Source organism: Ruegeria sp. CH11, from assembly GCF_056537105.1.
This window is the reverse complement of record NZ_JBQFQX010000010.1, coordinates 115153-137502: the sequence shown is the minus strand read 5'-3', so window position 1 is coordinate 137502 and position 22350 is coordinate 115153. Positions and strand designations below refer to the sequence as shown.

Genomic DNA, 22350 nt, shown 5'->3' with positions numbered 1-22350 from the left:
TGCCCTCACGCGTCCGCTCCTAGAAACTGATCCAATGTGCTTTGGATCCAAGGGGCGAGCCTTGCGGCCATGTCCGCTTGTTGAGTCTCATCCGCAATCAGATCATTGCGGATTTCGATCATGACATTCAGCAAGCCATTCTGAACCCCATGCAGTTCGAGTGTGTGCGCAACCCCGTCCGCAGCCGAATAGGGTTCGTTCAGGGCAGCGGCGAAAGGGAAGTCTGCGGGTTTGTTTGCTAACATGGCACGGGCAAAGCGGTCGTCAGAGCCATGCAAAAGGCCCACCTCTGTCGCCCGTCGGGCGCCATGGTAAACGGGGCTGAAACTATGGACCGTGACCAGAAGCGATAGCAGTGGTTTGGCCTTATTGATCGTTTCGGAAACGGCCTGCACAAAGGGAAAGTACACCTCATCCGTGCGCTCTTTCCGAGCGCGCGAAGATAGGGACGAGTTGCCAGGGATGTCGTATTGTTCACTTCGTGCAGGCATAGCGCTCGGCGCTTCCGGCGGCCGGTTGCAGTCGTAGACTAGCCGCGAAACACAGCCAAAAACCGCGCCGCTGCCAAGGTGATGCGCCAAGGTCTCTGCGACCGGTAAGGCCCCTGGGTCCCAGGCTACGTGGCTCAGCAACGCTTCATGCGACAGCCCCAATTGCCCCAATTCTTTAGGAATGCGATTTGAGGCATGTTCGCAAATGACAAGGGTTGTTGATCCGGCACTAGCGGGCAACACCCGAACCACCGGCTCATAGTCAATTTTCAGCGAATACGATTCCATGGGTAAATATTTTCCAGCCACAGCGCTCCCGTCAATATATTTTCAGAAAGTTTATTTTTACTCCTTTCCCTTTTGTGATTTTCTGTGCGAACGTTAAGAAAAGAGGCTTAAGATGACGATCTCCGACAAAATTCTGGCTGCCCGTGAAAATATGACACCGTCAGAACGTCAGTTGATTGCATGCCTGTTGGATGACTACCCAATCGCGGGATTGGGCAGCATCACTGAACTCGCGGCCAAGGCTTCGGTTTCCACAACCACGATAACACGAATGCTGCAAAAGATCGGTGTTGAGGGCTATGCGCAGTTCCAGGCTGCGCTGCGGGGTGAATTGAAAGAGATGATCTCTGACCCCATTGCAAAACGGGATATGTGGAAAACCGAACTGCCCGAAGAACACATTCTTAATCGGTATTCCAAGCAGGTTCTGGAAAATCAAAAGCGCACGTTGGACGATATTGACCCAAAGGAGTTTGACAGCCTTTGTGATCTTATCTGTGACCCCAATCGCACCGTGTATATTGCTGGCGGACGCATCACCAGCACGCTCGCTCAGTATCTTTATCTACATCTGCAGATGATCCGACCGAATGTTCGTTTGCTGCCGGTCACCGCCTCTTGGCCGCATGATCTTTTGGACATTCAGCAACGCGACCTATTGATCGTGCTGGATGTGCGACGCTACGAGAACACCACGCTTGCGATGGGACAGATGTGTCATGAACGCGGTGCGGACGTCGTGTTGTTTACCGACCAATGGCGCTCTCCGATCCACAGCATTGCGAAACACACCTTCAGCGCGCGAATTGCAGCCCCTTCAGCATGGGACTCCATGGCGTCAATCCTGGTGCTTTTGGAATGCGCGATAGCGCGTGCTCAAGAGCAACTTTGGGACACCGTGGAGACGCGGACTGACGCGCTAGAAACAGCATTTGACCGAACCAAATTGTTCCGGAAATTTGTTTAATTTCAACACCAAGAGAAACGTCCAAGTTTCTCGTGTGCTATCGAACAACCTGACGAGGTCTGTACCTTTTGTTGAGACCCACTCGAGCGGCCCCTTCGCTTATTCTAAGAACACAAAATCAAATCTTGCTGATACGCTTAGCTGCTGCACTGGGCACAAAAATTCGATTGGCGCATCGCGCCACTCATGCCCGTACCTAGCCATCTGCGCGACTTACTAATGTCCCAAGTATGGCGCATTGCCATAGTTGGTATAGATCGCAGCAAAAGTCTGCTTTCCGCCGCCTTCGGGCCCAATGGCCAAGGTTTCGCTGGGCGGTTCAAGGCCGACTACCAGCCTCGAACTTTGATTCCTGTTCTACCGCCGTCTGATCCGCTCGCGACGGCGCTCGCGACGTTCGATGTTGATCTGATGATCATGGCCTAGCGCCCTGTAGAATCCCACTCCCTTGGACCAGTTCAGAAAGTGGGCAAAGCTGTCGACCTGATCGTCATTGCGACCTCGTGGAAAGGACTGCAGCTCCCGTTTGAACGCCGCCAGCCAGGGCGCGTATGCAGGCAGATACACCTTGCCCTCTTCGACAGGACCGCACGCGGACTGGAACCGGGTTTCCTTGTCCTTGTCAGGTCTAATGCGTTCATAGCGCCGACGGTCATCACGAAACAACTCGTCCAGAAGCGGTTTGCCAGAAGCGGCATCCTCGATCAAAACTCGATCCGGATCCCAACGGCCGACAAGCTGCAGTGCCTTGGCTTTCAGGTCCGGGTAGTCCACCTGCCCACGCCAGACGTCGAGAAGGTACCACGCGTTTTCTCGGAACCCCCAGGTCGTACAGACCGAGAAGTCGGACCGGGGATCCGCAGACATCCCCGTATCCCAGCTTTGAACAACCAGTTGGAACCAGCGGCGATCTTCGATGGTCTCGTAGGTACCAAACCACTCCCAGCGCAGGGGTGACCCGTCGGGAGCAATGGGGTTCTGCTGATACTGGCAATTGAACACAGCTGCGCCCATTTCACGACGCTTGGTATCCAGCGTGTCCTGATCCAAACGGGACGGGCACAGGAGATCACCCGGTTTGCGGCGCATGACCCTTCCACGCCCAAGAGGAACCGTTTCATGGTCTTCGGCGATGGCAGGCAGGTTCAGGTGCCGATAGGTGCCGCGTTCAAGCAGATAACCCGGCGGATCCATCTCGTGCAGCCGCTGTGCAACCATAACCACACGCCCTTCGGCCGGGTTGTCGAAGCGCGACAGCAAGGTCCCCTCAATGAACTCCTGTGCCTTGACCAGCTCGGCCTCGGAGCCCGCATCTCCAGCTTTCAGCAGGTCATCGATGATGATGTAGTCGGCACCATGGCCAGTCACAGAACTTCCAATGGAGACAGCCTTACGGCTGCCTCCCTTTGTGGTGCGGATTTCTTCTGAGGTGTTGCCCTTTTTAGCCAAGACCGTTTCAGGGAACATTTCCCGGTACCAGCGCGCAGACATGATCCGACGACAATCCTCGGAATGTTTACGCGCCAGATCCAGCCCGTAGCTGGCAACAATGATTTTGGCGCTGGGGTTATGACCCAGAAGATAGGCAACATACGCAACAGCCACTGTTACGGATTTCAGGCACCGCGGCGGAATGTTGATGATCAATCGCTTGTTCTCGCCGATGCGTACGTTGTCCAACTCATGGCACATAGCACGCACATGCCAGGCCGGATCAAAGCCGCGGTCAGTCCCCTGGTGCAGCGTGCCAAACACACGCCACACGAAGGGAAAGAAATTATCCCGGCAAACCTCGCGAGCGACCTGCCGGACCATTTTGGGATCAGGAGCTGACATCATTGGCCTCCTCATCTTCCGGACCGCCGTCACCATCCGGGTGACTGGAAAAGAAATCCCGGAGGATGTCGTAGTCGATAGCGTCCGGCTCAACCGCACGGACGGTTTCTTGCGCGTCCATGTCACTTGTGTTGAACAGATCTGCGTCCAGCTTCAGCAGCGCCATCAACAATTTCGTGTCGCCATTCAACGCGCCAGCCGTGAGCCGCTTGGCAATTGCCTCCGCCTTGGAAATCCGGATTTCGTGGCTGCCTTCGCGAACCGTAATCTTGGTTTCCAATTCACGTTTCAAGCTGGCATTCACCCCTTTGGCACCTTTCGGCCGCCCTTTCGGATTGCCGGATCTGCCTTTTTTGAACCGGGTTGCTTTGGGCGGTTTGCCGTAGCCCACCTCAAACTCTTTCGTATCGTCAGACATGATCCGCCTCCGGCTCTGAGGTGTCATCGGTTGCCGCAGAATGCGCATCGAACGTCTGGCCTGTCACCGAATGTACGGCGTTCTCACCGGTCATCTCCTGCCAGCGGCGGATGGCGACATCGACATAGGCCGGATCGAGTTCAATCAACCGCGCCTGGCGTCCGGTTTTCTCAGCTGCCAGCAAGGTCGCGCCGGACCCGCCAAAGGCGTCCAGCACAACATCACCGCGATGGCTCACATCCATGACGGCATCTGCCACCAAGGCTGTTGGCTTTACCGTGGGATGATCCGCGAGATCCGCCTCGCGCCCTGCCCCAAAACCATTCACACCGGCGTAATCCCAGACATTGGTCCGGTTGCGCCCGTGTTTTCCCAGCTCGACATTGTTGATATGCGCCGCACCTGGTTTCTTGAAGATCGCAACCAGCTCGTGCTTGGAACGATAAAGGCTGCCCATCCCGCCGTTCGTCTTGTTCCAGACGCAAAGATTGATGAGATCAAAGCCGCCTGCCTTGCCGGCCGCAATCAACTCTTCGATGTGACGCCAGTCCATGCAGATCATCGCAATGCCCCCGTCGGGCAGAATGACGAGCAAACGAGCAACCACGTCTGTGAGAAAATTGCGGAACTCGCTGTCGGACATTTCTCCCGACGCCATGGCAAATTCGCGATGATCGCCGCCGCTGCCGCAACGGACATGCCCATTGACCGGTACGTTATAAGGAGGATCGGTGAACACCATCTGCGGGCTCTCGCTATCCAGCAAGGTGTTGTAGCTCTGCGCTTGCAAAGCATCCCCACAGAAGACGCGGTGATCTCCAAGAATCCAGAGGTCGCCCGGCTCCGTGATGACGGGTGCCGAAGGGTTCGGCGTCTCAACAGATTCTGCTTCAGTCTCCGTGACCTCGCCCGCACCTTCGATGATGATGTCGATCTCCGGTGTCTCGAACCCGGTGATGTCCAGATCAAAGTCCAGCTCGCCATCAAGGCTGAGATCCATAAGCTCGGCAAACTCGATCTGCAGCGCCGCCTCGTTCCAGTCCGACAATTCCGCCAGCTTGTTATCCGCAATGCGCAGAGCGCGCACTTCTGCGTCTGACAAGTGATCCGCGACAACAGTCGGCACCGACATCAACCCCAGAGCCTTGGCGGCTTCATAGCGGCCGTGACCCGCTATGATTGTGCCTGAACCATCCAACAGGATCGGGGTGACAAAGCCAAACTTGGCCACCGACGCTTTGAGCTTGTTGATATTCTTGGCCGCGTGCACGCGGTTGTTGTTGGCGTAGGGCTTGATCTGGCTGATCTGGGATTGGACGACTTTGTCCGCCATCCAGATCGGCGTGTTGGACGCCTTTGCGTCGCTCTGTGTTTTCTTAGTAGGCATGGCCGCCTCCTTTCATTTGACGCTCTTTAGCGTCGGCAAGAAAGGATCGTGTTGGGAATTCGGAGAGAGCACGACTAGCAACTCTCCGGACCAATCGATCCGGTTCGTTGCCCCTTCGAATGCTCTCGGTCTTATCCGCTTCAAAGAATGCGGCGCCGAATGCTGCCTGGGAGATGTATTCACCTCCCCGTGGGACCTTGTCCCTTGCAGGGCTGGCTAGAATCTATGCGCGGGCTTTTGCAATTGCAACTCCCAAACAAAAAGTAACCAATTAAGATTGTTGACGAATAATCGGGGGTACAGCAGCAGCGCCCCGCAAAACACAGCCCTCTTCGGATCGCCCAAGAAAGAGCTGGACTGTTGCTGTGAACCACGCATCACTGAACCCACGCCCGAGCCATTCGGGCGCTCCTCAGTACCGGCGTTCGGCATTCCGCCAGCCCCGGATCAGAGGAGACGATACATGACCAAATCCAAACAAACCAAAATCGACAAGGTGCAAGCCTTGTTACGTCGCCCGAGCGGCGCCAGCCTTGAGGCGCTCTGCAAAACAACGGGGTGGCAGCCTCATTCGGTCCGAGCAGCTCTAAGCGGTCTGCGGAAAAAAGGCGCAACGATTGAACGGCGGGCATCCGACAAACCAAATGGACCATCCACATATCACCTCACGGAAAACACAGGCGGCGAATCATGACCAAGACGAGCGACGTGGCCGATCTGGCCGCTATGGGTCGATCGGATCTGGTCCCGCTTTGGCAGCAACTGTTTGATCAACCAGCCCCCGCCATGCTCAGCCAACCCTTCCTGCGCCGTTTTATCGCCTTTGAGATGCAGTCCCGCCGTCATGGCGGGCTACCCCGGCAGGTCAAAGCCAAGCTGGAAAAGGGTTCCGAGAAAAAACCCCGACCAGCCTGCCCTGCTCTTAAACCCGGTGGGCGCCTGCTGCGCGAGTGGAATGGCGTGACCCATGTGGTGGACGTTACAGAGGACGGCTTTGTCTGGAACGGTCGGTCCTATCGCTCGCTCTCGGCCATCGCCCGAGAGATTACCGGCGCGCATTGGTCAGGGCCGCGTTTCTTTGGGCTCACCGGCAAGGAGGCCAAATGAGCCCGCGCCTTAAAATCCGATGCGCCATCTACACGCGCAAGTCCTCCGAAGATGGTCTGGATCAGGACTTTAATTCGCTGGACGCGCAATATGAGGCCTGCGCAGCCTATGTCGCCAGCCAGCGACACGAAGGCTGGACCCTTTTGCCAGATCGCTACGACGATGGAGGCCTGTCCGGCGGCACCCTAGAGCGCCCTGCCCTTCAGCGCCTTCTTGAAGAGATCGATGCCGGGCGTATCGACATGGTGGTGGTCTGCAAGATTGACCGGCTGACCCGGTCGCTTACCGACTTCTCCAAGCTCGTCGAACGGCTGGAACAGGCGAACTGTTCCTTTGTGTCCGTTACGCAGGCCTTCAATACTTCTTCATCCATGGGTCGATTAACTCTGAATGTGCTGTTGTCCTTTGCTCAGTTTGAGCGGGAAGTCACTGCCGAACGTATTCGCGACAAGATTTCAGCGTCTAAGAAAAAGGGGCTTTGGATGGGTGGCAACCTGCCTCTGGGCTATGACCGCCACCCCGATCCAAAAGCAAGAACGCTGGTGGTGAATGAGGAGGAGGCCAGAACGGTCCGGCATCTCTTTGGGCTTTATGACGAGCTGGGTTGCCTGCGCAAAGTAGAAGAACGGGCAACGGCAGAAGGGCTGCGGTCGAAACGGGTTGTTCGGGCGGATGGAAGCATAAAAGGGGATTGTCCGCTGTCACGGGGTCAAATCTATTACTTGCTGCGCAACCCGGTCTATCTCGGAAAAATTCGCCACAAGGATAAGATCTGGGACGGACAACATCCGGCGATCATCGACCAGGACATCTGGGACCGGGTGCAAGAGAAGATGCGGCAGGCCTCTAATCGTTCCCGTGCACGCGGCGGCTCCGATACGCGCCAACACTCCAATGACCCCGGCGCCTGGCTCACCGGTCTGCTGCAGGACGAAACTGGTGATCGCTTGACGCCGACCCACGCCACGCGCAAAGGCCGACGGTTGCGCTAGTATATCTCCAATCGACTGATCTCGGGTGGTAAGGATATCTCTGGCTGGCGACTGCCCGGCCCGGCGCTGGTAAACGCGGTCATTGATGTCATCGTCAGACATCTGCAAGACGCCGCAATCACGCATCGAGTTCTGGCGCAGCCGGAGGCCGGGTCAGCCGAGGCTGTTCAGACTTCAGTTGCGGATTTGGTGACCCGGCTTCAAGGCCAAGGCGGTCAGGTCGGTGCTGATATTCTGGCCAACGGCAGAATTGCACGAGGACAGATCGACCTCGAATTGAACCCCAAAACTCTGGCAAGCACGCTTGGCATTACTGCGGACCATCTGCACCCGGATCTCATCCACGTCACCGCATCTTTCGATCTGCGCCGCCGCGGCGTTGAGGCCAAGGTCATCGCTGGAGACATGGCACCCCAACCTGATCCCCACCTCCGGTCCATGCTGATCCGCGCCCATGGCTGGGCGCGCGATCTAAAAGCCGGAGTTCAACTGATGGAGATCGCACGCCGCGAAAGCGTCCCCGGCGCCTTCATCCGCACCCGTGCTCAGCTCGCCTATCTCTCACCGAAGATTCAGGCAGCGATTCTCGACGGTACCCAACCGCCCGAACTCACACTCAAGCGTCTGGTCAGCGTGACCCACCCACTTGACTGGTCCGAACAGGAACACCTGTTCGGCTTTGGACAGCTCCAGATGCTGCGTCCCTGATACAGGGTTCGCCCTCCCTAATCCGGCGGAAGAATTCCCTGTTCCCGCGAGAAAATTCCCTGTTCCACCTTTTAGGGAATTTGCGGCATTAACCTCCGAAAAACATACAGTTCTGATAGGAGAAACGACGGAGGTCAGTCCCGGTTTGCGAAAATTCCCTGTAAATTGCAGGTTATCAGGGAAATCCCGCCCAAAGCGACCCCGCCAAAATGCGCCACTGAGACTGCGGCCGGAATTGCGCTCTGAGGGTGCGATCTGCTCCGTCTCTGATTGAAAGCGCATGCGCCAACTCGCGGGAATTGCGGCACAATTCCGGGTCAGAAAACACAACTGAAGTGAGACAGGTATGAGTGGCGGGGAGACAGGGATTCGAACCCTGGGAACGCTCTCACGTTCAACGGTTTTCAAGACCGCCGCATTCGACCACTCTGCCACCTCCCCGCGTGCTGGCAGGGTCTAAGGGCAGTTGCGGCCAGAGGCAAGCCATAATGCGGGAAATCTTGCCGAACCCGGCGCAGATGGCTTTCCTTGGGGTGGCGCTCGCGCTATGATTGCCGTGAGTGACCGCATGAGACTGGCACAAGAACCAGCCAATTCGCGGTGGGGCGCGGCCGGAACGGCCTTGTCAGGCAAGGGATGAAATGATGGAGCGAGCGACGGGTAAACGCTTTGGGCCACCGCGGCTGGCGGTTTTGGCCGTGGCCATGACAGCACTGGTCGGCTGCGAGGAAGGATTGAACCTTGCAGGCACTGCGGCACCGGATGAAGCGGCAGAAACCTCAGACAAGGATGGGCCTGTTGAACTGTTCCCTGAATTGACCTCGGGGTCGCAGCGGGACATCGAAGCCCCGGATGTGTTCGAGGTAACCGAGGCCGGCTTATGGGATGGGCGCCCCTCGCTTGGTGGCATCTGGGTGGCACATCCCGACGTTGGTCAACCCGAGCGGGTTTTGATCAAGAACACGTCCAACAACAAATCCGTCACCGGTGCGCTGTTCCGTAGGGACGCCAATTTGCCGGGCCCGGCGCTGCAGGTCTCATCGTCGGCAGCAGCCAAGCTGGGAATGCTGGCAGGTTCTCCTAGCAGGTTGCAGGTGGTTGCCCTGCGGCGCGAAGAGATTCAGGTTGCCCCGCCACCGGAAGAGACTCAGCCCGAGGACGCCGAGACCGAAATTGCTGATGCGGAGACAACCGAAGAAGCAGAACCAAAACCCGCCAAACGCAAGTGGTGGCAAAAGAAACCGGCAGCTGAAACTGCCGCCGTCGCGGCAGCCACCGGTGTCGCAGCGGGTGCCGCATCAGGCGACGCCGAGGACACCCCTGCACCCGAGCAGACTGCAGCCACCGCAGAGCCTGAACCCGAAGTGGACGCGGAGGCATCCGCCGAAAAACCGGCAAAGCGGAAATGGTGGCAGAAAAAGCCAGCCGAAGAAACCGCCGAGGTCGCAGCGGCAGCCGGAGCCGCAGCTGCAACGGGCGCGGTTGTGGCGGATCAAGCCACCTCTGAGGCACCGCAATCCGCCGCATTGGCCGATCCTGAGGTTACAGCGCCCGCCGAAAAGCCTGCAAAACGCAAGTGGTGGCAAAAGAAAGACCCCAATGCAATCACGGAAACGCCGCTTGACCCGATCGAAGGCGCGGCTGCCGCGATTGAAGCCAGTGAACCGACCGCAGCGACAGCTACTGCAACAACCGCCGCAGCGACATCCGCTCTGTCGAAACCGTTTGTCCAGGTTGGTACGTTCGGGGTCGAGTCAAATGCCAAGAGTGCCGCAGACAAGATCCGGCGCAACGGCATGAACGCTCAGGTCAATGAGCTCAAGACCGAAGACAACACCGTTTGGCGCGTTCTGGTCGGTCCTGCCAATACCAGGGCTGAACGCCGGGCGATCCTGTCCGACGTAAAGGATCTGGGCTTTTCCGACGCCTTCACGGCTAAGAACTGACAAGAAACAGGAGGCGCAAGATGTTGTCCGCGTTACGTTCGACCACTCTGGCCATTGGGCTGGCCGTGCTGGCCCTGCCCGCCCAAGCCTTTGATACGACCGCCCGTGCGGCTTATGTGATGGATCAGAAAACCGGCACGGTTTTGTTGTCGAAAGAGGCCGATCTGCCGCTGCCACCGGCATCGATGTCAAAACTCATGACGCTATATGTCGCCTTCGAAGCGTTGCGCGACGGGCGTCTGACGCTGGATGAGACATTGCCGGTTTCCGAACACGCAATGAGCTATGGCGGTTCGACCATGTTCCTCAACACACAGGATCGTGTCCGGGTGGAGGATTTGCTGCGGGGGATCATCGTGCTGTCCGGCAATGATGCCTGCGTTGTGATCGCCGAAGCGCTCAGCCCCGATGGAACCGAAGCCGGGTTTGCCCGCTTCATGACACAACGCGGCAAGAAAATGGGTATGGACAACTCGAACTTTGCCAACTCAAACGGCTGGCCCGCTGCCGGGCACATGATGTCAGTGCACGATCTGGCAGTGCTGGCAGATCGACTGATTACGGACTTCCCCGAATACTACCCGCTCTTCGCTGAAGAAGTGTTCGAGTTCGACGGGCGGGCGCCATCAAACGCGCGCAATCGCAACCCGCTGCTAAAACTGGACATTGGTGCGGACGGTTTGAAAACCGGCCACACGCAAGAGGCCGGGTATGGCCTTGTCGGCTCGGCCAAGCAAGGCGACCGGCGCGTGGTCTTTGTCCTCTCCGGCCTCGACAGCACGGCCCGCCGCGCAGAGGAGGCTGAGGCCGTGGTTAACTGGTCGTTTCGAAATTTTGTCGAGAGGACAGTTGCCAACGCCGACGAACCGATAGCCGAAGCCAAGTTGTGGATGGGGGCCGAACCTACGGTTGGCCTTGTCCCCGAGCAGGACATGACATTGCTTTTCCCAGTGCTGGGCGATGCCGATGTCGAGGCCGAAATCGTCTATGACGGCCCGATCAATGCGCCTGTCGCCAAAGGCCAGAAACTGGCGGAGCTGGTGATCAAGCCAGAAGGGCTGCCCGAGATCAGACGCCCTCTGGTTGCGGTCAAGGACGTCCCGCAAGGAGGATTTGTGGTTCGGATGCTGACGGTTGGCGGCATCGTTTTGAAAGACGTCATCAACACTCCGCTGGGGCAATTGTGACGCAGCGCGGGGTGTTTCTGACCTTTGAAGGCATTGATGGATCGGGAAAGTCGACGCAGGCACGTATGCTGGCGGAGCATCTGCGCGCGACCGGTCATGAGGTCGTATTGACGCGCGAGCCCGGGGGCTCGGACGGGGCCGAGGAAATCCGCAATCTGGTCCTGCAAGGTGATCCCGACCGCTGGTCGGCAGAGACCGAGATTTTGCTGTTCACAGCCGCCCGCCGGGATCATCTGGAACGCACGATCAACCCTGCGCTGGCCGCTGGAAAAATCGTGATCTGCGACCGCTTTGCAGACAGCACACGCATGTATCAGGGATTGTCGCGCGGCGATCTGCGTGGTCTGGTGGATCAGCTGCACCGCCTGATGATCGGGCGCGAGCCCGACTTGACGCTGCTGATCGACATGGACCCTGATACCGGCCTGTCGCGTGCAAAAGGGCGGCAAGGCGCTGAAGAACGCTTTGAGGATTTCGGCCCCGAGCTGCAACGTCGCATGCGCGCGGGTTTCCTGGCGCTGGCCGAAGAATTCCCAAGCCGGTTCCGGGTCGTCAATGGCAATCGGGACATAGACAGCGTTGCCCGCGATGTGACAGAAATCGTATCGAAGACTCTGTGATCGATAGGCGATGAGCGACGACATTCCAGCCCCTGATCAGGCGCCCGGTGCGCCGCATCCGCGCGAAACCGTCCGGCTTTTTGGTCAAGATGCGGCCGAGCAGGCGTTTCTGACCGCCTACAATTCGGAACGGTTGCACCACGGTTGGCTGCTGACCGGTCCGCGCGGCTGCGGTAAGGCCACGCTTGCCTGGCGTATCGCCCGATTTCTGCTGGCGACGCCGCCACAAGATGACGGCGGGCTATTCGGCGCGCCGCCCCCACCTGACTCGCTTGATATCGACCCCGAGCACCCGGTGTCTCACCGCATTCTGGCGGGTGCCGAACCCGGTCTGGCTGCGATTACGCGGTCGGTGAATGATCAGGGTCGGCTGCGCGGAGAGATCGTGGTCGACGACATCCGCAAGCTGGGTCGGTTCTTTGGCATGAGCGCCGCCGATGGCGGACGGCGCGTCGTCATCGTGGATGCGGCGGACGAGATGAATGTCAGCGCCGCCAACGCGCTGTTGAAGATGCTCGAGGAACCGCCAGCGCGTACGACGCTGCTGCTGGTTTCCCATCAGCCCTCTCGCCTATTGCCAACGATCAAATCCCGCTGCCGTACGTTGCGGCTGTCTCCGCTGGGTGAACAGGACATGCAGGCGGCGCTGTTGCAAACCGGGGCCGAGCTGCCCGCGCAACCGGATCACCTCGCAGCCCTTGCCGCGGGTTCGGTGGGCGATGCGGTGCGCCTGATCAATCTGAACGGGCTGGATATTTATGCCGAATTGATCGCGATTTTAGGGACCCTTCCCCGCCTTGACCGCCAGCGCGCGCTTACCCTTGCCGAGGCCGCTGCCCAGCGCGGCGCGGCGGACCGGTTCGAGTTGTTGCTGACCCTGATCGACATCGCGCTGTCTCGCCTTGCGCTTACCGGTGCCACTGGCGCGCCGCCCGTACCCGAAGCTGCTCCGAATGAGGCACAGACACTGGCCCGCCTGTCGGCCTCGCCACAACAGGCGCAAAAATGGGCCGAGGTCGCTGCGGTGATCACGGCACGTGCACGTCATGGTCAGGCGGTGAACCTTGACCCTGCCGCTCTGGTCCTAGATACGGTGTTCAAGATACAGGAAACCGCCGGTCAGAGCAGATGAGCGATACCCCCCAGATCACCGACAGCCATTGCCATCTGGATTTTCCCGATTTCGACGGGCAGTTGGACGACATCATCACCCGTGCCGCCGAAGCGGGTGTTACCCGGATGGTGACGATCTGCACGCGTCTGCGCAACGAACCCATCGTCCGTGCCATAGCCGAGGCTCACGCCCCGATTTTCTATGCCGCCGGCACCCATCCCATGAGCGCGGCCGAAGAACCGATGGCCAGCGTCGATGAATTGGTCGCGTTATCACAACATCCCAAGTTCGTGGGAATCGGCGAATCCGGGCTGGATTATCACTATACGGCCGAGTCGGCGGCCCTGCAGAAGCAGTCGCTGCGCATTCACATCGAGGCCGCCCAGCGCACCGGGCTGCCGCTGATCATCCACGCGCGCGCTGCCGATGACGACATGGCGCGCATTCTGACGAAAGAATACCAAAACGCGCCGTATTCCTGCGTGATGCATTGCTTTTCGTCCTCGGCTGAGCTGGCCAAGGCAGCGCTGGAGCTGGGCTTTTACCTCTCGATGTCCGGTATCGCTGCCTTTCCCAAAAGCCAGGAATTGCGCGACATCTTCGCGGCGGCCCCTGTCGACCGCATTCTGGTCGAAACCGATGCGCCCTATCTGGCCCCGCCACCCTATCGCGGCAAACGAAACGAACCCGCGTATACCGCCTTTACGGCCCAGAAAGGTGCCGAGGTTTTTGGCCTGCCCTACGCCGATTTCGCCGCGCGGACACAGGCCAATTTCGATCGCCTGTTTTCCAAAGCCGCACAATACAAGGCCGCCGCATGAGCGAGTTCCGGTTCACCATTCTGGGCTGCGGGTCGTCCGGCGGCGTCCCCCGACTGGGCGGTCATTGGGGCGATTGCGATCCACAGAACCCCAAGAATATCCGTCGCCGCTGTTCATTGCTGGTCGAACGTGATGGGCTGGGCGGGACGACAACGGTTCTGATCGATACTTCCCCGGACATGCGCAGCCAGTTGCTGGGCACCGGTACCGGGCGTCTGGATGGAGTCGTGTATACTCACGCGCACGCGGATCACACAAACGGCATCGACGATCTGCGCATGATCGTGTTCAACATGAAAACACGCGTGCCGGTCTGGGCCGATGGGGCCACGCAGAACGACCTTCTTGGGCGGTTCGGCTATGCGTTCGTGCAGCCCGAAGGCTCTCCGTACCCTCCGATCCTCGATCTTAAGACAATTGACGGGCCGTTCGAAGTGGACGGGCCCGGCGGGGCCATTCCCTTCCATCCGTTCAGCGTAAATCACGGATCAATTGATGCGCTAGGGTTTCGGATCAACGATTTGGCCTATCTGCCGGATGTCGCTGAGTTTCATGACGACACCCGGTCCGAGCTGGCAGGGTTGGATTACCTGATCATCGACGCTCTGCGCCGCTCGCCGCACCCAACGCATGCCCATCTCGAGAAAACGCTGGGCTGGATCGAAGAATTGCAACCAAAGCGCGCGGTGCTGACCAACATGCATATCGACCTGGACTATGCCACAGTCGACGCCGAAACCCCGGACCATATCACCCCCGCCTATGACGGGATGGTGATCCGGTCGCCCGCATGACCCTGGACCAAAGGGCACCGGTCCCGAGATGCTTCAGAGTCTGATCAACGTCATCCTGCCGGTCTTTTTAGTGATCGGCTCGGGTTATGCCGCGACCCGGTTTGGTTATTTTCGCGAGTCCCATGTCGACGGCCTGATGAAATTTACGCAAGGGTTTGCAATTCCTTGCCTTCTGTTTCTGGCCATCGCCAATCTTGACATCGACAGCAGTTTTGACCCCCGTTTGCTGGTCAGTTTCTACGCGGCGGCTGGTCTGTGCTTTACAGCAGGCACCTGCGGCGCACGGTACATCTTTGGGCGCGGCTGGGAAGACAGCGTGGCGATCGGCTTTTGCTGCCTGTTTTCGAACTCGGTCCTGCTTGGCCTGCCGATAACCGAACGCGCTTATGGCCCCGACAATCTGACAGGAAATTACGCGATCATCGCTTTACATTCACCATTCTGCTACGGCGTCGGCATCACGGTGATGGAAGTGATCCGCAATCGCGGTCATGGCGGTGCGCGCATGGTGCGATCGGTCCTGTCAGCCATGTTCAAAAACGCATTGATCCTGGGCATCGCGATGGGTTTTGCCGTGAACCTGTCAGGCGTCGGCATCCCAACCGTTGCCGAAGAGGCGCTGAACCTGATCACGCGCGCTGCCCTGCCGGGCGCTCTATTCGCCTTGGGCGGCGTTCTGGTGAAGTATCGCCCCGAGGGCGATCTGAGGGCCATCGCCTTTGTCTGTGGCGTCTCGCTGTTGCTACACCCAAGCCTGGTCTGGCTGTTCGGAACCACGCTGTCGCTACCACAGGATCTGTTCAGATCCGGTGTCGTCACCGCTGCCATGGCCCCCGGTTTCAACGCCTATATCTTTGCCAACCTCTACGGCCACGCCAAACGGGTGGCCGCATCCTCGGTCTTGATCGGAACCGGTGTGTCCATCGTAACCGTATGGATGTGGTTGACACTTTTAGGCTAGGTAGCCGGTCAAATTGATTGACTCGGATCGTGGCCGGGACATCTTGCACGTCACAAACCGCTTGGAGACGAATATGCCGCACGCTGTTATCGTTGCCCATGGCCAACCCTCGGACCCTGCCCCGGCTGAAGCGTCTCTTGCCGCCTTCGCCGCAGGTATAGATGCGCTGACACAAGGTATCTCGGTACGTTCGGCAACGCTCGCGGCACCCGGATCGCTGGAAACCTGCCTGGACGCTTTGCCAGCAGGCAGCGCCGTTTATCCGTTATTCATGGCCAAGGGCTGGTTCGTGACCGGCGCTTTGCCGAAACGGATTGGAAACCGAGAGATTCGCATTCTCGATCCCCTTGGCATCGATCCTGACTTACCGCGTCTGGTTGCGGATGCACTGCAGGATACGCTGTCCGATCAAAGCTGGACCGCGTCCGAGGTCGATCTGGTTATCGCCGCCCACGGATCGGGACGCAGTCCAAACCCTGCCAAAGTCGCCTCAGAATTCGCTTCGTGCCTCAAGGGCTTGCTGTCGTTCAACTCGACCCGTCTGGGCTTTGTCGAACAGCCCCCAAGCATCGCCGAGGCCGCATCGGGCACAGGTCAGTCTGCGATCTGCCTGCCGTTTTTTGCCTGCACCGGAGGGCATGTGTTGGAAGACGTGCCAGAATCGCTGGACCAGGCGGGGTTTCAGGGCATCGTTACGCCTGTTGTCGGGGAGCTGCCCGCTATCCAGCACCATATTGCCCATAAACTCAGCCAGGAACTCGTCGGTTGACTGGCTTTGCTGGCCAGTGTGTTCCCACCTCTCGACCGGCATTGATCACTTCGGTCAAGTCGAAGGCTGAACGTCTGGCGACTGCGACTCCGTAGCGAGCCCTGCATAGAAGAAATGGCGCGCCCGCCCGTTCTTTTTTGCGTCATACAAGGCTTGATCAGCCGCGTTCAGAACCTCGGCCCAGTCGTTGTTTCGGAATTGTGTAGATAGCGCCGTGCCGATGCTTGCTGAAATTTCGCAGCGCTGCCCTTCGAACATCATCGGCTCGCTCAGACGGTCAATAAGCCGGTCGGCAATCCCGCTCAGGGTTTGAGGGCTTGTCAGACCTTTGAATACAAAAACGAACTCGTCCCCACCAATCCGGGCGACGGTGTCGTCACTGCGTGTTTCCTCAAGCATGATACGCGCGGCCTGCTGCAGCACATAGTCACCCGCAGCGTGCCCAAGACGATCATTGACCGATTTGAAAAAATCCAAATCCAGATGCATCAGCGCGAACTTTGATTTCGAGCGGACAAGATGGCCGAGAATGTGATCCATCGCGCGACGGTTTTTCAAACCCGTCAGAGTGTCGGTATAGGCTTGCTCTTCGGCCGCCAGCATCGCGCCCTGCAAGCGCAGGTTCAGCGAGCGCGATGCTTCCATCGCAGCCGATTTCGCCTCGACCAGATACAACAGTTCAATTGCCAGATCGGTCCCCGAAAAATCGGCGCTGGTCAGGGCATAGTCGCGCACCGCGTCGAGAATCGAAATTCCGAATGACAGGTTAATGACAGCGCCTGCATCCTCGGGCAGTGGCGCGATCAATCCCTTGAGACCGGTGCGTGGCTCGTCTCGGAATCTCAGTTGCATCCGTCCGCCAGCGGACGCCATCAGGGCCGCAACTGTCGTGACGGCGCGGGGGCGGATCAGCTCGAACATTTCCAAAAAATTCGCCCCAACCATCGGCTGCTCGGGCCGCAGCTTCTGCAGTGTAGGCCCAACCCGTTGGATTTCGCCTGTCCTGTCGACCAGAACAAACATTGGGCACAGGGTTTCCAGCAGATTGGCCAGATGACGGTGATCGGTCATAGCTTGCGCGCCCCCAGATCGAATTGCCGCCCTTCTGCAAACGCGCTTTCGACCAGTATGATCGAGATCACCTCGACCTCGCCCTGGCGTCCATCATGGGTCAGCATGACCAAAGCGCCGTAATCATCGGCCATTGCCCGCAAAACCCCGGTCATAACGCTGGCAAATCCCGGCAGACCTGGAAAGCAGAGCAATCTGAACTCTGCTGGCGATTCCTCGCGCAGCTCCAAATCCGGCAAATCCAGGTCGGAAACAGCCAGCCTGACGCGGTCGGGCAGATCATCCAGCGAATGCAAAAAATCCACGTAGGAAACGCCGCCGAATCTCAGCAACCGGCGCAGGTCCTCGGTATTGGGGTGCGAGACAAGATATGTTCCCAAATCCTCGAGAAAGTCGGCGCGCGGGCGGTTCAGATCGGCACAAAGCGCGTCCAGCACCTGAATCGACAGATCGGCGTCATAGACCAGCATGGGCTCAAACTCGGCAAATCCCAGTCCCGCGGCCTCGGTCGCGCGTTGCCAGCACGGCCAGCCATAGGTGGCGCAGACGAAAGATTGAACCGCCCTGTTGATCAGACCGTGCATCGTAAACCTCTGGGTTCGCTTACCCTGAGACCAAAGCGCAGAAATCTTAACAAAGTCACAAAATCGAACCGCGAATTCCTGCAATTCGATGTGGTTTCAATGTGATACAGAGGCGCGCAATCAGAAGTCGGTCGGTGCGCCCCCCTCTGCCTTGCGACGTTCGACGAACGCTACAAGCTCCTCGCGGATGGCGACGTCCATCGGAGGGGCTTCAAAGTTGTTCACGATCTCCTTGAACATCCGGTGGGCGCGTTCTGCGGTCCAGATACCGCCCGCAACCTCCCAGGCTTCATAGTTTTTCCAATCGCTCAGGAAAGGTTGATAAAAGGCCGTGGCATAGCGATCCTGTGTATGCTGAATGCCAAAGAAGTGGCCGTCATTTCCAACGTCACGGATCGCGTCGAGGGCGATTTCATCAGGCCCGGTCGCCGAAAGCTCGGGCTGCATATACCTTTGAATCTGCTGCAGGATTTCGCAGTCCATCACAAATTTCTCGGGGCTTGCGATCAGGCCGCCCTCAAGCCAGCCAGCCGCGTGATAAACCATGTTTGTGCCTGATTGAACGGCTGCCCAAAGGGAATTCGAAGTCTCCCAGATCGATTGGCCGTCGGGCACATTCGCCGCGCAAACGCCAGAGGAACGCATCGGGAGACCGTAAAAACGGGCCATCTGGCCTGTCATCTGGGTCGAGCGCATATATTCGGGTGTCCCAAACGCCGGCGCGCCGGATTTCATGTCGACATTCGAGGTGAAGGTTCCGATCACGCAGGGAATTCCTGGTCGCACATATTGGAACAAAGCGATCGCGCACAGCGCCTCGGCCAGCGATTGCGCCACGGCCCCGGCCATCGTTACCGGCGCCATCGCGCCGGCCAGAGTGAATGGGGTGACAACGATCGCCTGCCCGCGCCGCGCCAGGCGCAGGCAGCCATCGATCATCGGATGGTCGTGCTTAAGCGGCGAGGTCGAGTTGATGTTGGTGTACATGCGCGGAGACGCTTCGAACTCTTCATCGGTCAGACCGCCTGCGATACGCACCATTTCCATTACGTCTTCGACGCGTTCTTTGCCCAGCGAATAGGCATGCATCGCCTTGTCGGTCAGGGTCAGCTTGTCATAGAGCACATCCAGATGGCGCACGCTGGCATGGATATCCACTGGTTCGACCGGGTATCCGCCGGCAAAATGGATGCAATTGAAATACTGCGTCAGCTTCAGCAGGTCCTGACACATCCTCCGATTGCCTGGCACCTTCTGGCCAATTTCCATATCCCAGTAGTTCGGTGGTGACGACACATTGCCAAACAGCATGGTCTTGCCGCCAATCGTGATCTGCCTTTCCGGGTTTCGCGGGGTGATTGTGAAGCTTGACGGCGCTTTGGCCACCATTTCCATCACAAAATCCCGTCCCATGCGGACATTGTCGCCCGAGATGGTGCATCCCGCTTCGCGCAGGATTCCGATGGCTTCTTCGTTGTAGAACTCGATCCCGATCTCTTCGAGAATGCGCATAGCGCCGTCATGAATGGCTTCTATGCCATCCGGGCCCAAAGGCTCGGTCGGGCGATCTATATTGATCGGCGGATTCCAGGGCATCTGGTCTATAACCGCTTGCCCGCGCCGGGCTGCGGCACCGGCACGTCCGCCGCTGCGACGTCGGGGTTTGGCTGTGTCTTCCATGGTCTCCTCCGGGTCCTGCCTGCTTCAAGCAAGCCCCGAAGTCGGGTGACGAGCCGCTCTGTCCGCGACAGGTCTTGTCGGTTTTGTTACACGAAGCGGCGATTTCCTTCCGGTTCGAGCTATCGCCCGGATAACCAGCCCGGAATATGCCCGATGTCAGGCAGCACAACATCCGCCAATGGCTCCAACGCTTCAGCTTCGGCGATGCCGGTCAGAACACCGATCGTCATCATTCCGGCTGCGCGCCCGGCTTCAAGGTCGTGACAGCTGTCACCGACCATCGCAATGCGCGACGGATCGATCCCCACTTGACTTGCAAATGCCAGCATCTGACCTGGCCCGGGTTTGTACCCATGTCCGCTGTCGTAACCAGCGACAAAGTCGAAATGAGCGCGGATACCAACCGACTCGAGATGCTGTTTGGCGGGTGCTTCGCCGTCATTGGTTGCAACGCCCAGCTTCAACCCTGCCTTTCGCAACCCCGTCAGAAACGCCTCAAGCGGAACGGCCTGCACCTGTTCGGCCTTTGCCGATTCCGCATTGAGCAGATCGACCAACTCGGAATACGAATAGTCCGAGATGTGCGGCAGCAGAGCGTCAGCAACCTCGCCCACGGTCCCGGCAATAACGATGCTATCGGGCTCATACCGGTCCTCGACGATGTCAAACCCGATCGCCTTGCCCAGTTCTGCGGCTTTCTGATCATCCCCTTCGGACAGGCGCAGCAGAGTGGCTCGCCCAAAGGCCCCCCAGGTTGCGGCGAAATCAAACAGGGTGCCATCCTTGTCAAACAGTAGCGCGTCAATTGGCATGAATGTGGGCTCCTATCACGTCCAGTGCATTTCCGATTCGCCAGACAACACCGACCGGGCCTGGGCCGGAAGATGGTTGGCGACGGAATTGGCATCACAGAATTCGATGACCCAAGCGTCATCCATCAGCAGAAAATCCAGGACCGAAGTCAGGAATTCGGCCTCACCTGCCCGGTCGCGCAGGTCCTGTGCCGATGCTCCGGTCGCGCCAAGAAACACAGGCAGCAACTCGTCATTTCCCACCAGCCAGCTCAGGGCGTTCAGGGCCAGAGTTTCAGCGGAGTTGGCGTTGAGTGGCATAAAATCGCCTCCTGCCGGGGCTTGGAAAGGGTTTGTTAACCAGAGTCATAAACACTTTGGCAACGCATGCAATCTAACGGTGAACGTCAATGTCCGTGCAAGGCACCATACTTGTCCTCGACGGGGTCTCTACCAATCGCATCATGCTTAAGGTGCAGTTGACGGCGGCCTGGTATCAGGTTGTGCAAGGTGAGAAACTGCAGGGCCTCGCGGCCTTGCTGCGGCGGTCGCGCCCCGATCTGGTGCTGACCGCGCAGAATTTGCCGGATGGCACTGCAGCGGATGTCAAAGCGCTGTTGAGCAGCGACCCGACACTCGCGGACGTGCCGGTGGTCGCAATCACTCAGCAAAACGACAAGGCTGCGCGCATGCAAGCGCTGGCCGACGGGCTGGACGATGTGCTGGCATACCCGTTCAAGGACACTCTGCTTTTGGCTCATGTCCGCAGCCTGCTGCGCGCTCGGGTCGAGCGGCAGGAGTTGCGGGTTGGGGGCGATGCCCAATCGATCGGATTCGCCGAACCCGCCGCCGCTCTTATCGCGCCACCGTCCGCAAGCCGTATCGCAATACTGACTCACGATGCCCGAACCGGTGCGATCTGGAACCAGGCGCTGGCAGGTCGCGTGTCGCAACCTCTGTCCAGTCACGACTTGCCGAACCTCCGAGGGGTCCTGTCGTCGCCGGTGCCGGACGCAATCGTCGTCGAAATCTGGCCGGGGGCCACCTGCCGCAACATGCTGGCCGATTTGCGGTCGCGCGTGGCAACACGACACACCGTTTTGATTGGCGTGCTGCCCGACGGGAACTCGGAACAGGCGGCCGAAGCGCTTGACTGGGGCGTGGATGCGGTTTGCCAGGGCGGCTTTGACCCGGATGAGATCGCCCTGCGGCTGAAAAGCCAGATCGCGCGTAAACGGCGTGATGACCGGCTGCGCGCCACGTTGCGCAACGGTCTTGCAGAGTCTCTGACAGACCCGTTGACCGGACTGCACAACCGTCGTTTTGCCATGCGGGCTCTGGACCAGGTTGTCCGCAAGTCCCTGCGCACAGGGTGCGGATTTGCGGTCATGTTGGCAGATCTCGATCACTTCAAGTCGATCAACGATCAGTTCGGCCATGACGGTGGCGACGCTGTGCTGATCGAAGCCGCAAGACGCTTGCGACAGACCCTCGGCAGCGCCGGTTTTGTCGCGCGTTTCGGTGGCGAAGAGTTCATGATCTGCCTTCCGGACACTATTCAGAAACGCGCCTTACGCGTTGCAGATACGATCTGCGACCGCATCTGCTCGGAGCCGTTCTGCGTGCCGGGAACCAATTCGATGATCCCGGTCACGATCAGCATTGGCCTGGTGATGTACGTGCCATTCGAGGTCGATCAGACAGGGCATGCACACTCGACCGGAGAGTTGCTTAAATCCGCAGACAGGGCGCTTTATGCCGCGAAGCAGGCGGGGCGCAATCAGGTGCGCCTGCGTAAAAGCGCGGCGTGATCCGCAC

23 protein-coding genes and 1 tRNA gene are annotated in these 22350 nt (G+C 58.8%); 14 read left to right on the top strand and 10 right to left on the bottom strand.

Annotated features, from left to right (window positions below):
- Nucleotides 1–5: 5 nt before the first annotated feature.
- On the bottom strand, nt 6–779 hold the full coding sequence (locus ACR0LX_RS15835) for an N-formylglutamate amidohydrolase (protein WP_480784536.1): 774 nt from the start codon (nt 777–779) through the stop codon (nt 6–8).
- Between the two features lie 112 nt (nt 780–891).
- On the opposite strand from ACR0LX_RS15835, the gene ACR0LX_RS15830 reads away from it, so the two are divergent.
- The gene (locus ACR0LX_RS15830; RefSeq protein ID WP_480784535.1) at nt 892–1746 is read left to right on the top strand and encodes a MurR/RpiR family transcriptional regulator; all 855 of its coding nucleotides are present in this window, start codon (nt 892–894) and stop codon (nt 1744–1746) included.
- Between the two features lie 357 nt (nt 1747–2103).
- Here the strand turns inward: ACR0LX_RS15830 and terL are convergent, their stop codons facing one another.
- The 3 genes from terL to ACR0LX_RS15815 are packed head-to-tail and all read right to left on the bottom strand — an operon-like array spanning nt 2104 to nt 5387.
- Entirely contained in the window at nt 2104–3582 is a 1479-nt protein-coding gene (terL, locus tag ACR0LX_RS15825; RefSeq protein WP_480784534.1) for a phage terminase large subunit, read from the bottom strand.
- On the bottom strand, nt 3569–4000 hold the full coding sequence (locus tag ACR0LX_RS15820) for a DUF5681 domain-containing protein (protein ID WP_480784533.1): 432 nt from the start codon (nt 3998–4000) through the stop codon (nt 3569–3571). Before ACR0LX_RS15820 ends, terL begins: the two co-directional genes overlap by 14 nt.
- Nucleotides 3993–5387: a site-specific DNA-methyltransferase gene (locus ACR0LX_RS15815; protein WP_480784532.1), complete on the bottom strand. Its 1395-nt coding sequence runs from the start codon at nt 5385–5387 to the stop codon at nt 3993–3995. Before ACR0LX_RS15815 ends, ACR0LX_RS15820 begins: the two co-directional genes overlap by 8 nt.
- A gap of 463 nt (nt 5388–5850) precedes the next feature.
- Here ACR0LX_RS15815 and ACR0LX_RS15810 point away from each other — a divergent pair, with 463 nt between their 5' ends.
- From ACR0LX_RS15810 to ACR0LX_RS15795, 4 genes are all read left to right on the top strand, one after another.
- On the top strand, nt 5851–6081 hold the full coding sequence (locus tag ACR0LX_RS15810; protein ID WP_480784531.1) for a DUF3489 domain-containing protein: 231 nt from the start codon (nt 5851–5853) through the stop codon (nt 6079–6081).
- Complete coding sequence (locus ACR0LX_RS15805; protein WP_480784530.1) at nt 6078–6494, top strand: DUF2924 domain-containing protein; 417 nt, start codon at nt 6078–6080, stop codon at nt 6492–6494. Before ACR0LX_RS15810 ends, ACR0LX_RS15805 begins: the two co-directional genes overlap by 4 nt.
- Nucleotides 6491–7486, top strand: a complete 996-nt coding sequence (locus tag ACR0LX_RS15800; RefSeq protein WP_480784529.1) for a recombinase family protein — start codon at nt 6491–6493, stop codon at nt 7484–7486. Before ACR0LX_RS15805 ends, ACR0LX_RS15800 begins: the two co-directional genes overlap by 4 nt.
- 189 nt (nt 7487–7675) lie before the next feature.
- Nucleotides 7676–8194 carry a hypothetical protein gene (locus tag ACR0LX_RS15795; RefSeq protein WP_480784528.1) on the top strand — a complete coding sequence of 173 codons (519 nt, stop codon included), beginning with the start codon at nt 7676–7678 and terminating at the stop codon, nt 8192–8194.
- 351 nt (nt 8195–8545) lie between these two features.
- Here the strand turns inward: ACR0LX_RS15795 and ACR0LX_RS15790 are convergent.
- Nucleotides 8546–8635 (bottom strand) — tRNA-Ser (locus ACR0LX_RS15790).
- A gap of 203 nt (nt 8636–8838) precedes the next feature.
- Here ACR0LX_RS15790 and ACR0LX_RS15785 point away from each other — a divergent pair.
- The 8 genes from ACR0LX_RS15785 to ACR0LX_RS15750 all read left to right on the top strand — a co-directional run bounded on the left by ACR0LX_RS15785 (nt 8839) and on the right by ACR0LX_RS15750 (nt 16406).
- Nucleotides 8839–10140, top strand: coding sequence for an SPOR domain-containing protein (locus tag ACR0LX_RS15785; RefSeq protein ID WP_480784527.1), 1302 nt, complete (start codon nt 8839–8841; stop codon nt 10138–10140).
- A 20-nt stretch (nt 10141–10160) separates the two neighbouring features.
- Nucleotides 10161–11327 (top strand): D-alanyl-D-alanine carboxypeptidase family protein, encoded by a 1167-nt coding sequence (locus tag ACR0LX_RS15780; RefSeq protein ID WP_480573345.1) that lies wholly within the window; start codon nt 10161–10163, stop codon nt 11325–11327.
- Nucleotides 11324–11947, top strand: coding sequence for a dTMP kinase (tmk, locus tag ACR0LX_RS15775; RefSeq protein ID WP_480784526.1), 624 nt, complete (start codon nt 11324–11326; stop codon nt 11945–11947). Before ACR0LX_RS15780 ends, tmk begins: the two co-directional genes overlap by 4 nt.
- Nucleotides 11948–11957: 10 nt before the next feature.
- Nucleotides 11958–13079 carry a DNA polymerase III subunit delta' gene (locus ACR0LX_RS15770; protein WP_480784525.1) on the top strand — a complete coding sequence of 374 codons (1122 nt, stop codon included), beginning with the start codon at nt 11958–11960 and terminating at the stop codon, nt 13077–13079.
- Nucleotides 13076–13882: a TatD family hydrolase gene (locus ACR0LX_RS15765; RefSeq protein WP_480573336.1), complete on the top strand. Its 807-nt coding sequence runs from the start codon at nt 13076–13078 to the stop codon at nt 13880–13882. The genes ACR0LX_RS15770 and ACR0LX_RS15765 overlap by 4 nt, the downstream gene beginning before the upstream one ends.
- On the top strand, nt 13879–14676 hold the full coding sequence (locus tag ACR0LX_RS15760) for an MBL fold metallo-hydrolase (RefSeq protein ID WP_480784524.1): 798 nt from the start codon (nt 13879–13881) through the stop codon (nt 14674–14676). Before ACR0LX_RS15765 ends, ACR0LX_RS15760 begins: the two co-directional genes overlap by 4 nt.
- A 28-nt stretch (nt 14677–14704) precedes the next feature.
- Entirely contained in the window at nt 14705–15637 is a 933-nt protein-coding gene (locus ACR0LX_RS15755) for an AEC family transporter (RefSeq protein ID WP_480573330.1), read from the top strand.
- Between the two features lie 73 nt (nt 15638–15710).
- The gene (locus ACR0LX_RS15750) at nt 15711–16406 is read left to right on the top strand and encodes a CbiX/SirB N-terminal domain-containing protein (RefSeq protein WP_480784523.1); all 696 of its coding nucleotides are present in this window, start codon (nt 15711–15713) and stop codon (nt 16404–16406) included.
- A 54-nt stretch (nt 16407–16460) separates the two neighbouring features.
- Here ACR0LX_RS15750 and ACR0LX_RS15745 read toward each other — a convergent pair whose 3' ends face one another.
- The 5 genes from ACR0LX_RS15745 to ACR0LX_RS15725 form a co-directional block, all read right to left on the bottom strand.
- Complete coding sequence (locus tag ACR0LX_RS15745; protein ID WP_480784522.1) at nt 16461–17477, bottom strand: GGDEF domain-containing protein; 1017 nt, start codon at nt 17475–17477, stop codon at nt 16461–16463.
- Complete coding sequence (locus tag ACR0LX_RS15740) at nt 17474–18061, bottom strand: heme NO-binding domain-containing protein (protein ID WP_480784521.1); 588 nt, start codon at nt 18059–18061, stop codon at nt 17474–17476. The genes ACR0LX_RS15745 and ACR0LX_RS15740 overlap by 4 nt, the downstream gene beginning before the upstream one ends.
- Before the next feature lie 120 nt (nt 18062–18181).
- Complete coding sequence (locus tag ACR0LX_RS15735; protein ID WP_480784520.1) at nt 18182–19741, bottom strand: trimethylamine methyltransferase family protein; 1560 nt, start codon at nt 19739–19741, stop codon at nt 18182–18184.
- Nucleotides 19742–19860: 119 nt separating this feature from the next.
- Entirely contained in the window at nt 19861–20553 is a 693-nt protein-coding gene (locus tag ACR0LX_RS15730; RefSeq protein WP_480784519.1) for an HAD family hydrolase, read from the bottom strand.
- Nucleotides 20554–20568: 15 nt separating this feature from the next.
- The gene (locus ACR0LX_RS15725; RefSeq protein WP_480784518.1) at nt 20569–20853 is read right to left on the bottom strand and encodes a DUF3572 domain-containing protein; all 285 of its coding nucleotides are present in this window, start codon (nt 20851–20853) and stop codon (nt 20569–20571) included.
- Between the two features lie 89 nt (nt 20854–20942).
- On the opposite strand from ACR0LX_RS15725, the gene ACR0LX_RS15720 reads away from it, so the two are divergent.
- Nucleotides 20943–22343: a diguanylate cyclase gene (locus tag ACR0LX_RS15720; protein ID WP_480784517.1), complete on the top strand. Its 1401-nt coding sequence runs from the start codon at nt 20943–20945 to the stop codon at nt 22341–22343.
- Nucleotides 22344–22350 lie beyond the last annotated feature (7 nt).

Excerpts from the sequence above, each read along its gene's own strand:
- ACR0LX_RS15835 (WP_480784536.1), bottom strand. The coding sequence starts at position 779 with ATGGAATCGTATTCGCTGAAAATTGACTATGAGCCGGTGGTTCGGGTG.
- ACR0LX_RS15830 (WP_480784535.1), top strand. The coding sequence starts at position 892 with ATGACGATCTCCGACAAAATTCTGGCTGCCCGTGAAAATATGACACCG.
- terL (WP_480784534.1), bottom strand. The coding sequence starts at position 3,582 with ATGTCAGCTCCTGATCCCAAAATGGTCCGGCAGGTCGCTCGCGAGGTT.
- ACR0LX_RS15820 (WP_480784533.1), bottom strand. The coding sequence starts at position 4,000 with ATGTCTGACGATACGAAAGAGTTTGAGGTGGGCTACGGCAAACCGCCC.
- ACR0LX_RS15815 (WP_480784532.1), bottom strand. The coding sequence starts at position 5,387 with ATGCCTACTAAGAAAACACAGAGCGACGCAAAGGCGTCCAACACGCCG.
- ACR0LX_RS15810 (WP_480784531.1), top strand. The coding sequence starts at position 5,851 with ATGACCAAATCCAAACAAACCAAAATCGACAAGGTGCAAGCCTTGTTA.
- ACR0LX_RS15805 (WP_480784530.1), top strand. The coding sequence starts at position 6,078 with ATGACCAAGACGAGCGACGTGGCCGATCTGGCCGCTATGGGTCGATCG.
- ACR0LX_RS15800 (WP_480784529.1), top strand. The coding sequence starts at position 6,491 with ATGAGCCCGCGCCTTAAAATCCGATGCGCCATCTACACGCGCAAGTCC.
- ACR0LX_RS15785 (WP_480784527.1), top strand. The coding sequence starts at position 8,839 with ATGGAGCGAGCGACGGGTAAACGCTTTGGGCCACCGCGGCTGGCGGTT.
- ACR0LX_RS15780 (WP_480573345.1), top strand. The coding sequence starts at position 10,161 with ATGTTGTCCGCGTTACGTTCGACCACTCTGGCCATTGGGCTGGCCGTG.
- ACR0LX_RS15770 (WP_480784525.1), top strand. The coding sequence starts at position 11,958 with ATGAGCGACGACATTCCAGCCCCTGATCAGGCGCCCGGTGCGCCGCAT.
- ACR0LX_RS15765 (WP_480573336.1), top strand. The coding sequence starts at position 13,076 with ATGAGCGATACCCCCCAGATCACCGACAGCCATTGCCATCTGGATTTT.
- ACR0LX_RS15760 (WP_480784524.1), top strand. The coding sequence starts at position 13,879 with ATGAGCGAGTTCCGGTTCACCATTCTGGGCTGCGGGTCGTCCGGCGGC.
- ACR0LX_RS15755 (WP_480573330.1), top strand. The coding sequence starts at position 14,705 with ATGCTTCAGAGTCTGATCAACGTCATCCTGCCGGTCTTTTTAGTGATC.
- ACR0LX_RS15750 (WP_480784523.1), top strand. The coding sequence starts at position 15,711 with ATGCCGCACGCTGTTATCGTTGCCCATGGCCAACCCTCGGACCCTGCC.
- ACR0LX_RS15745 (WP_480784522.1), bottom strand. The coding sequence starts at position 17,477 with ATGACCGATCACCGTCATCTGGCCAATCTGCTGGAAACCCTGTGCCCA.
- ACR0LX_RS15740 (WP_480784521.1), bottom strand. The coding sequence starts at position 18,061 with ATGCACGGTCTGATCAACAGGGCGGTTCAATCTTTCGTCTGCGCCACC.
- ACR0LX_RS15735 (WP_480784520.1), bottom strand. The coding sequence starts at position 19,741 with ATGGAAGACACAGCCAAACCCCGACGTCGCAGCGGCGGACGTGCCGGT.
- ACR0LX_RS15730 (WP_480784519.1), bottom strand. The coding sequence starts at position 20,553 with ATGCCAATTGACGCGCTACTGTTTGACAAGGATGGCACCCTGTTTGAT.
- ACR0LX_RS15725 (WP_480784518.1), bottom strand. The coding sequence starts at position 20,853 with ATGCCACTCAACGCCAACTCCGCTGAAACTCTGGCCCTGAACGCCCTG.
- ACR0LX_RS15720 (WP_480784517.1), top strand. The coding sequence starts at position 20,943 with ATGTCCGTGCAAGGCACCATACTTGTCCTCGACGGGGTCTCTACCAAT.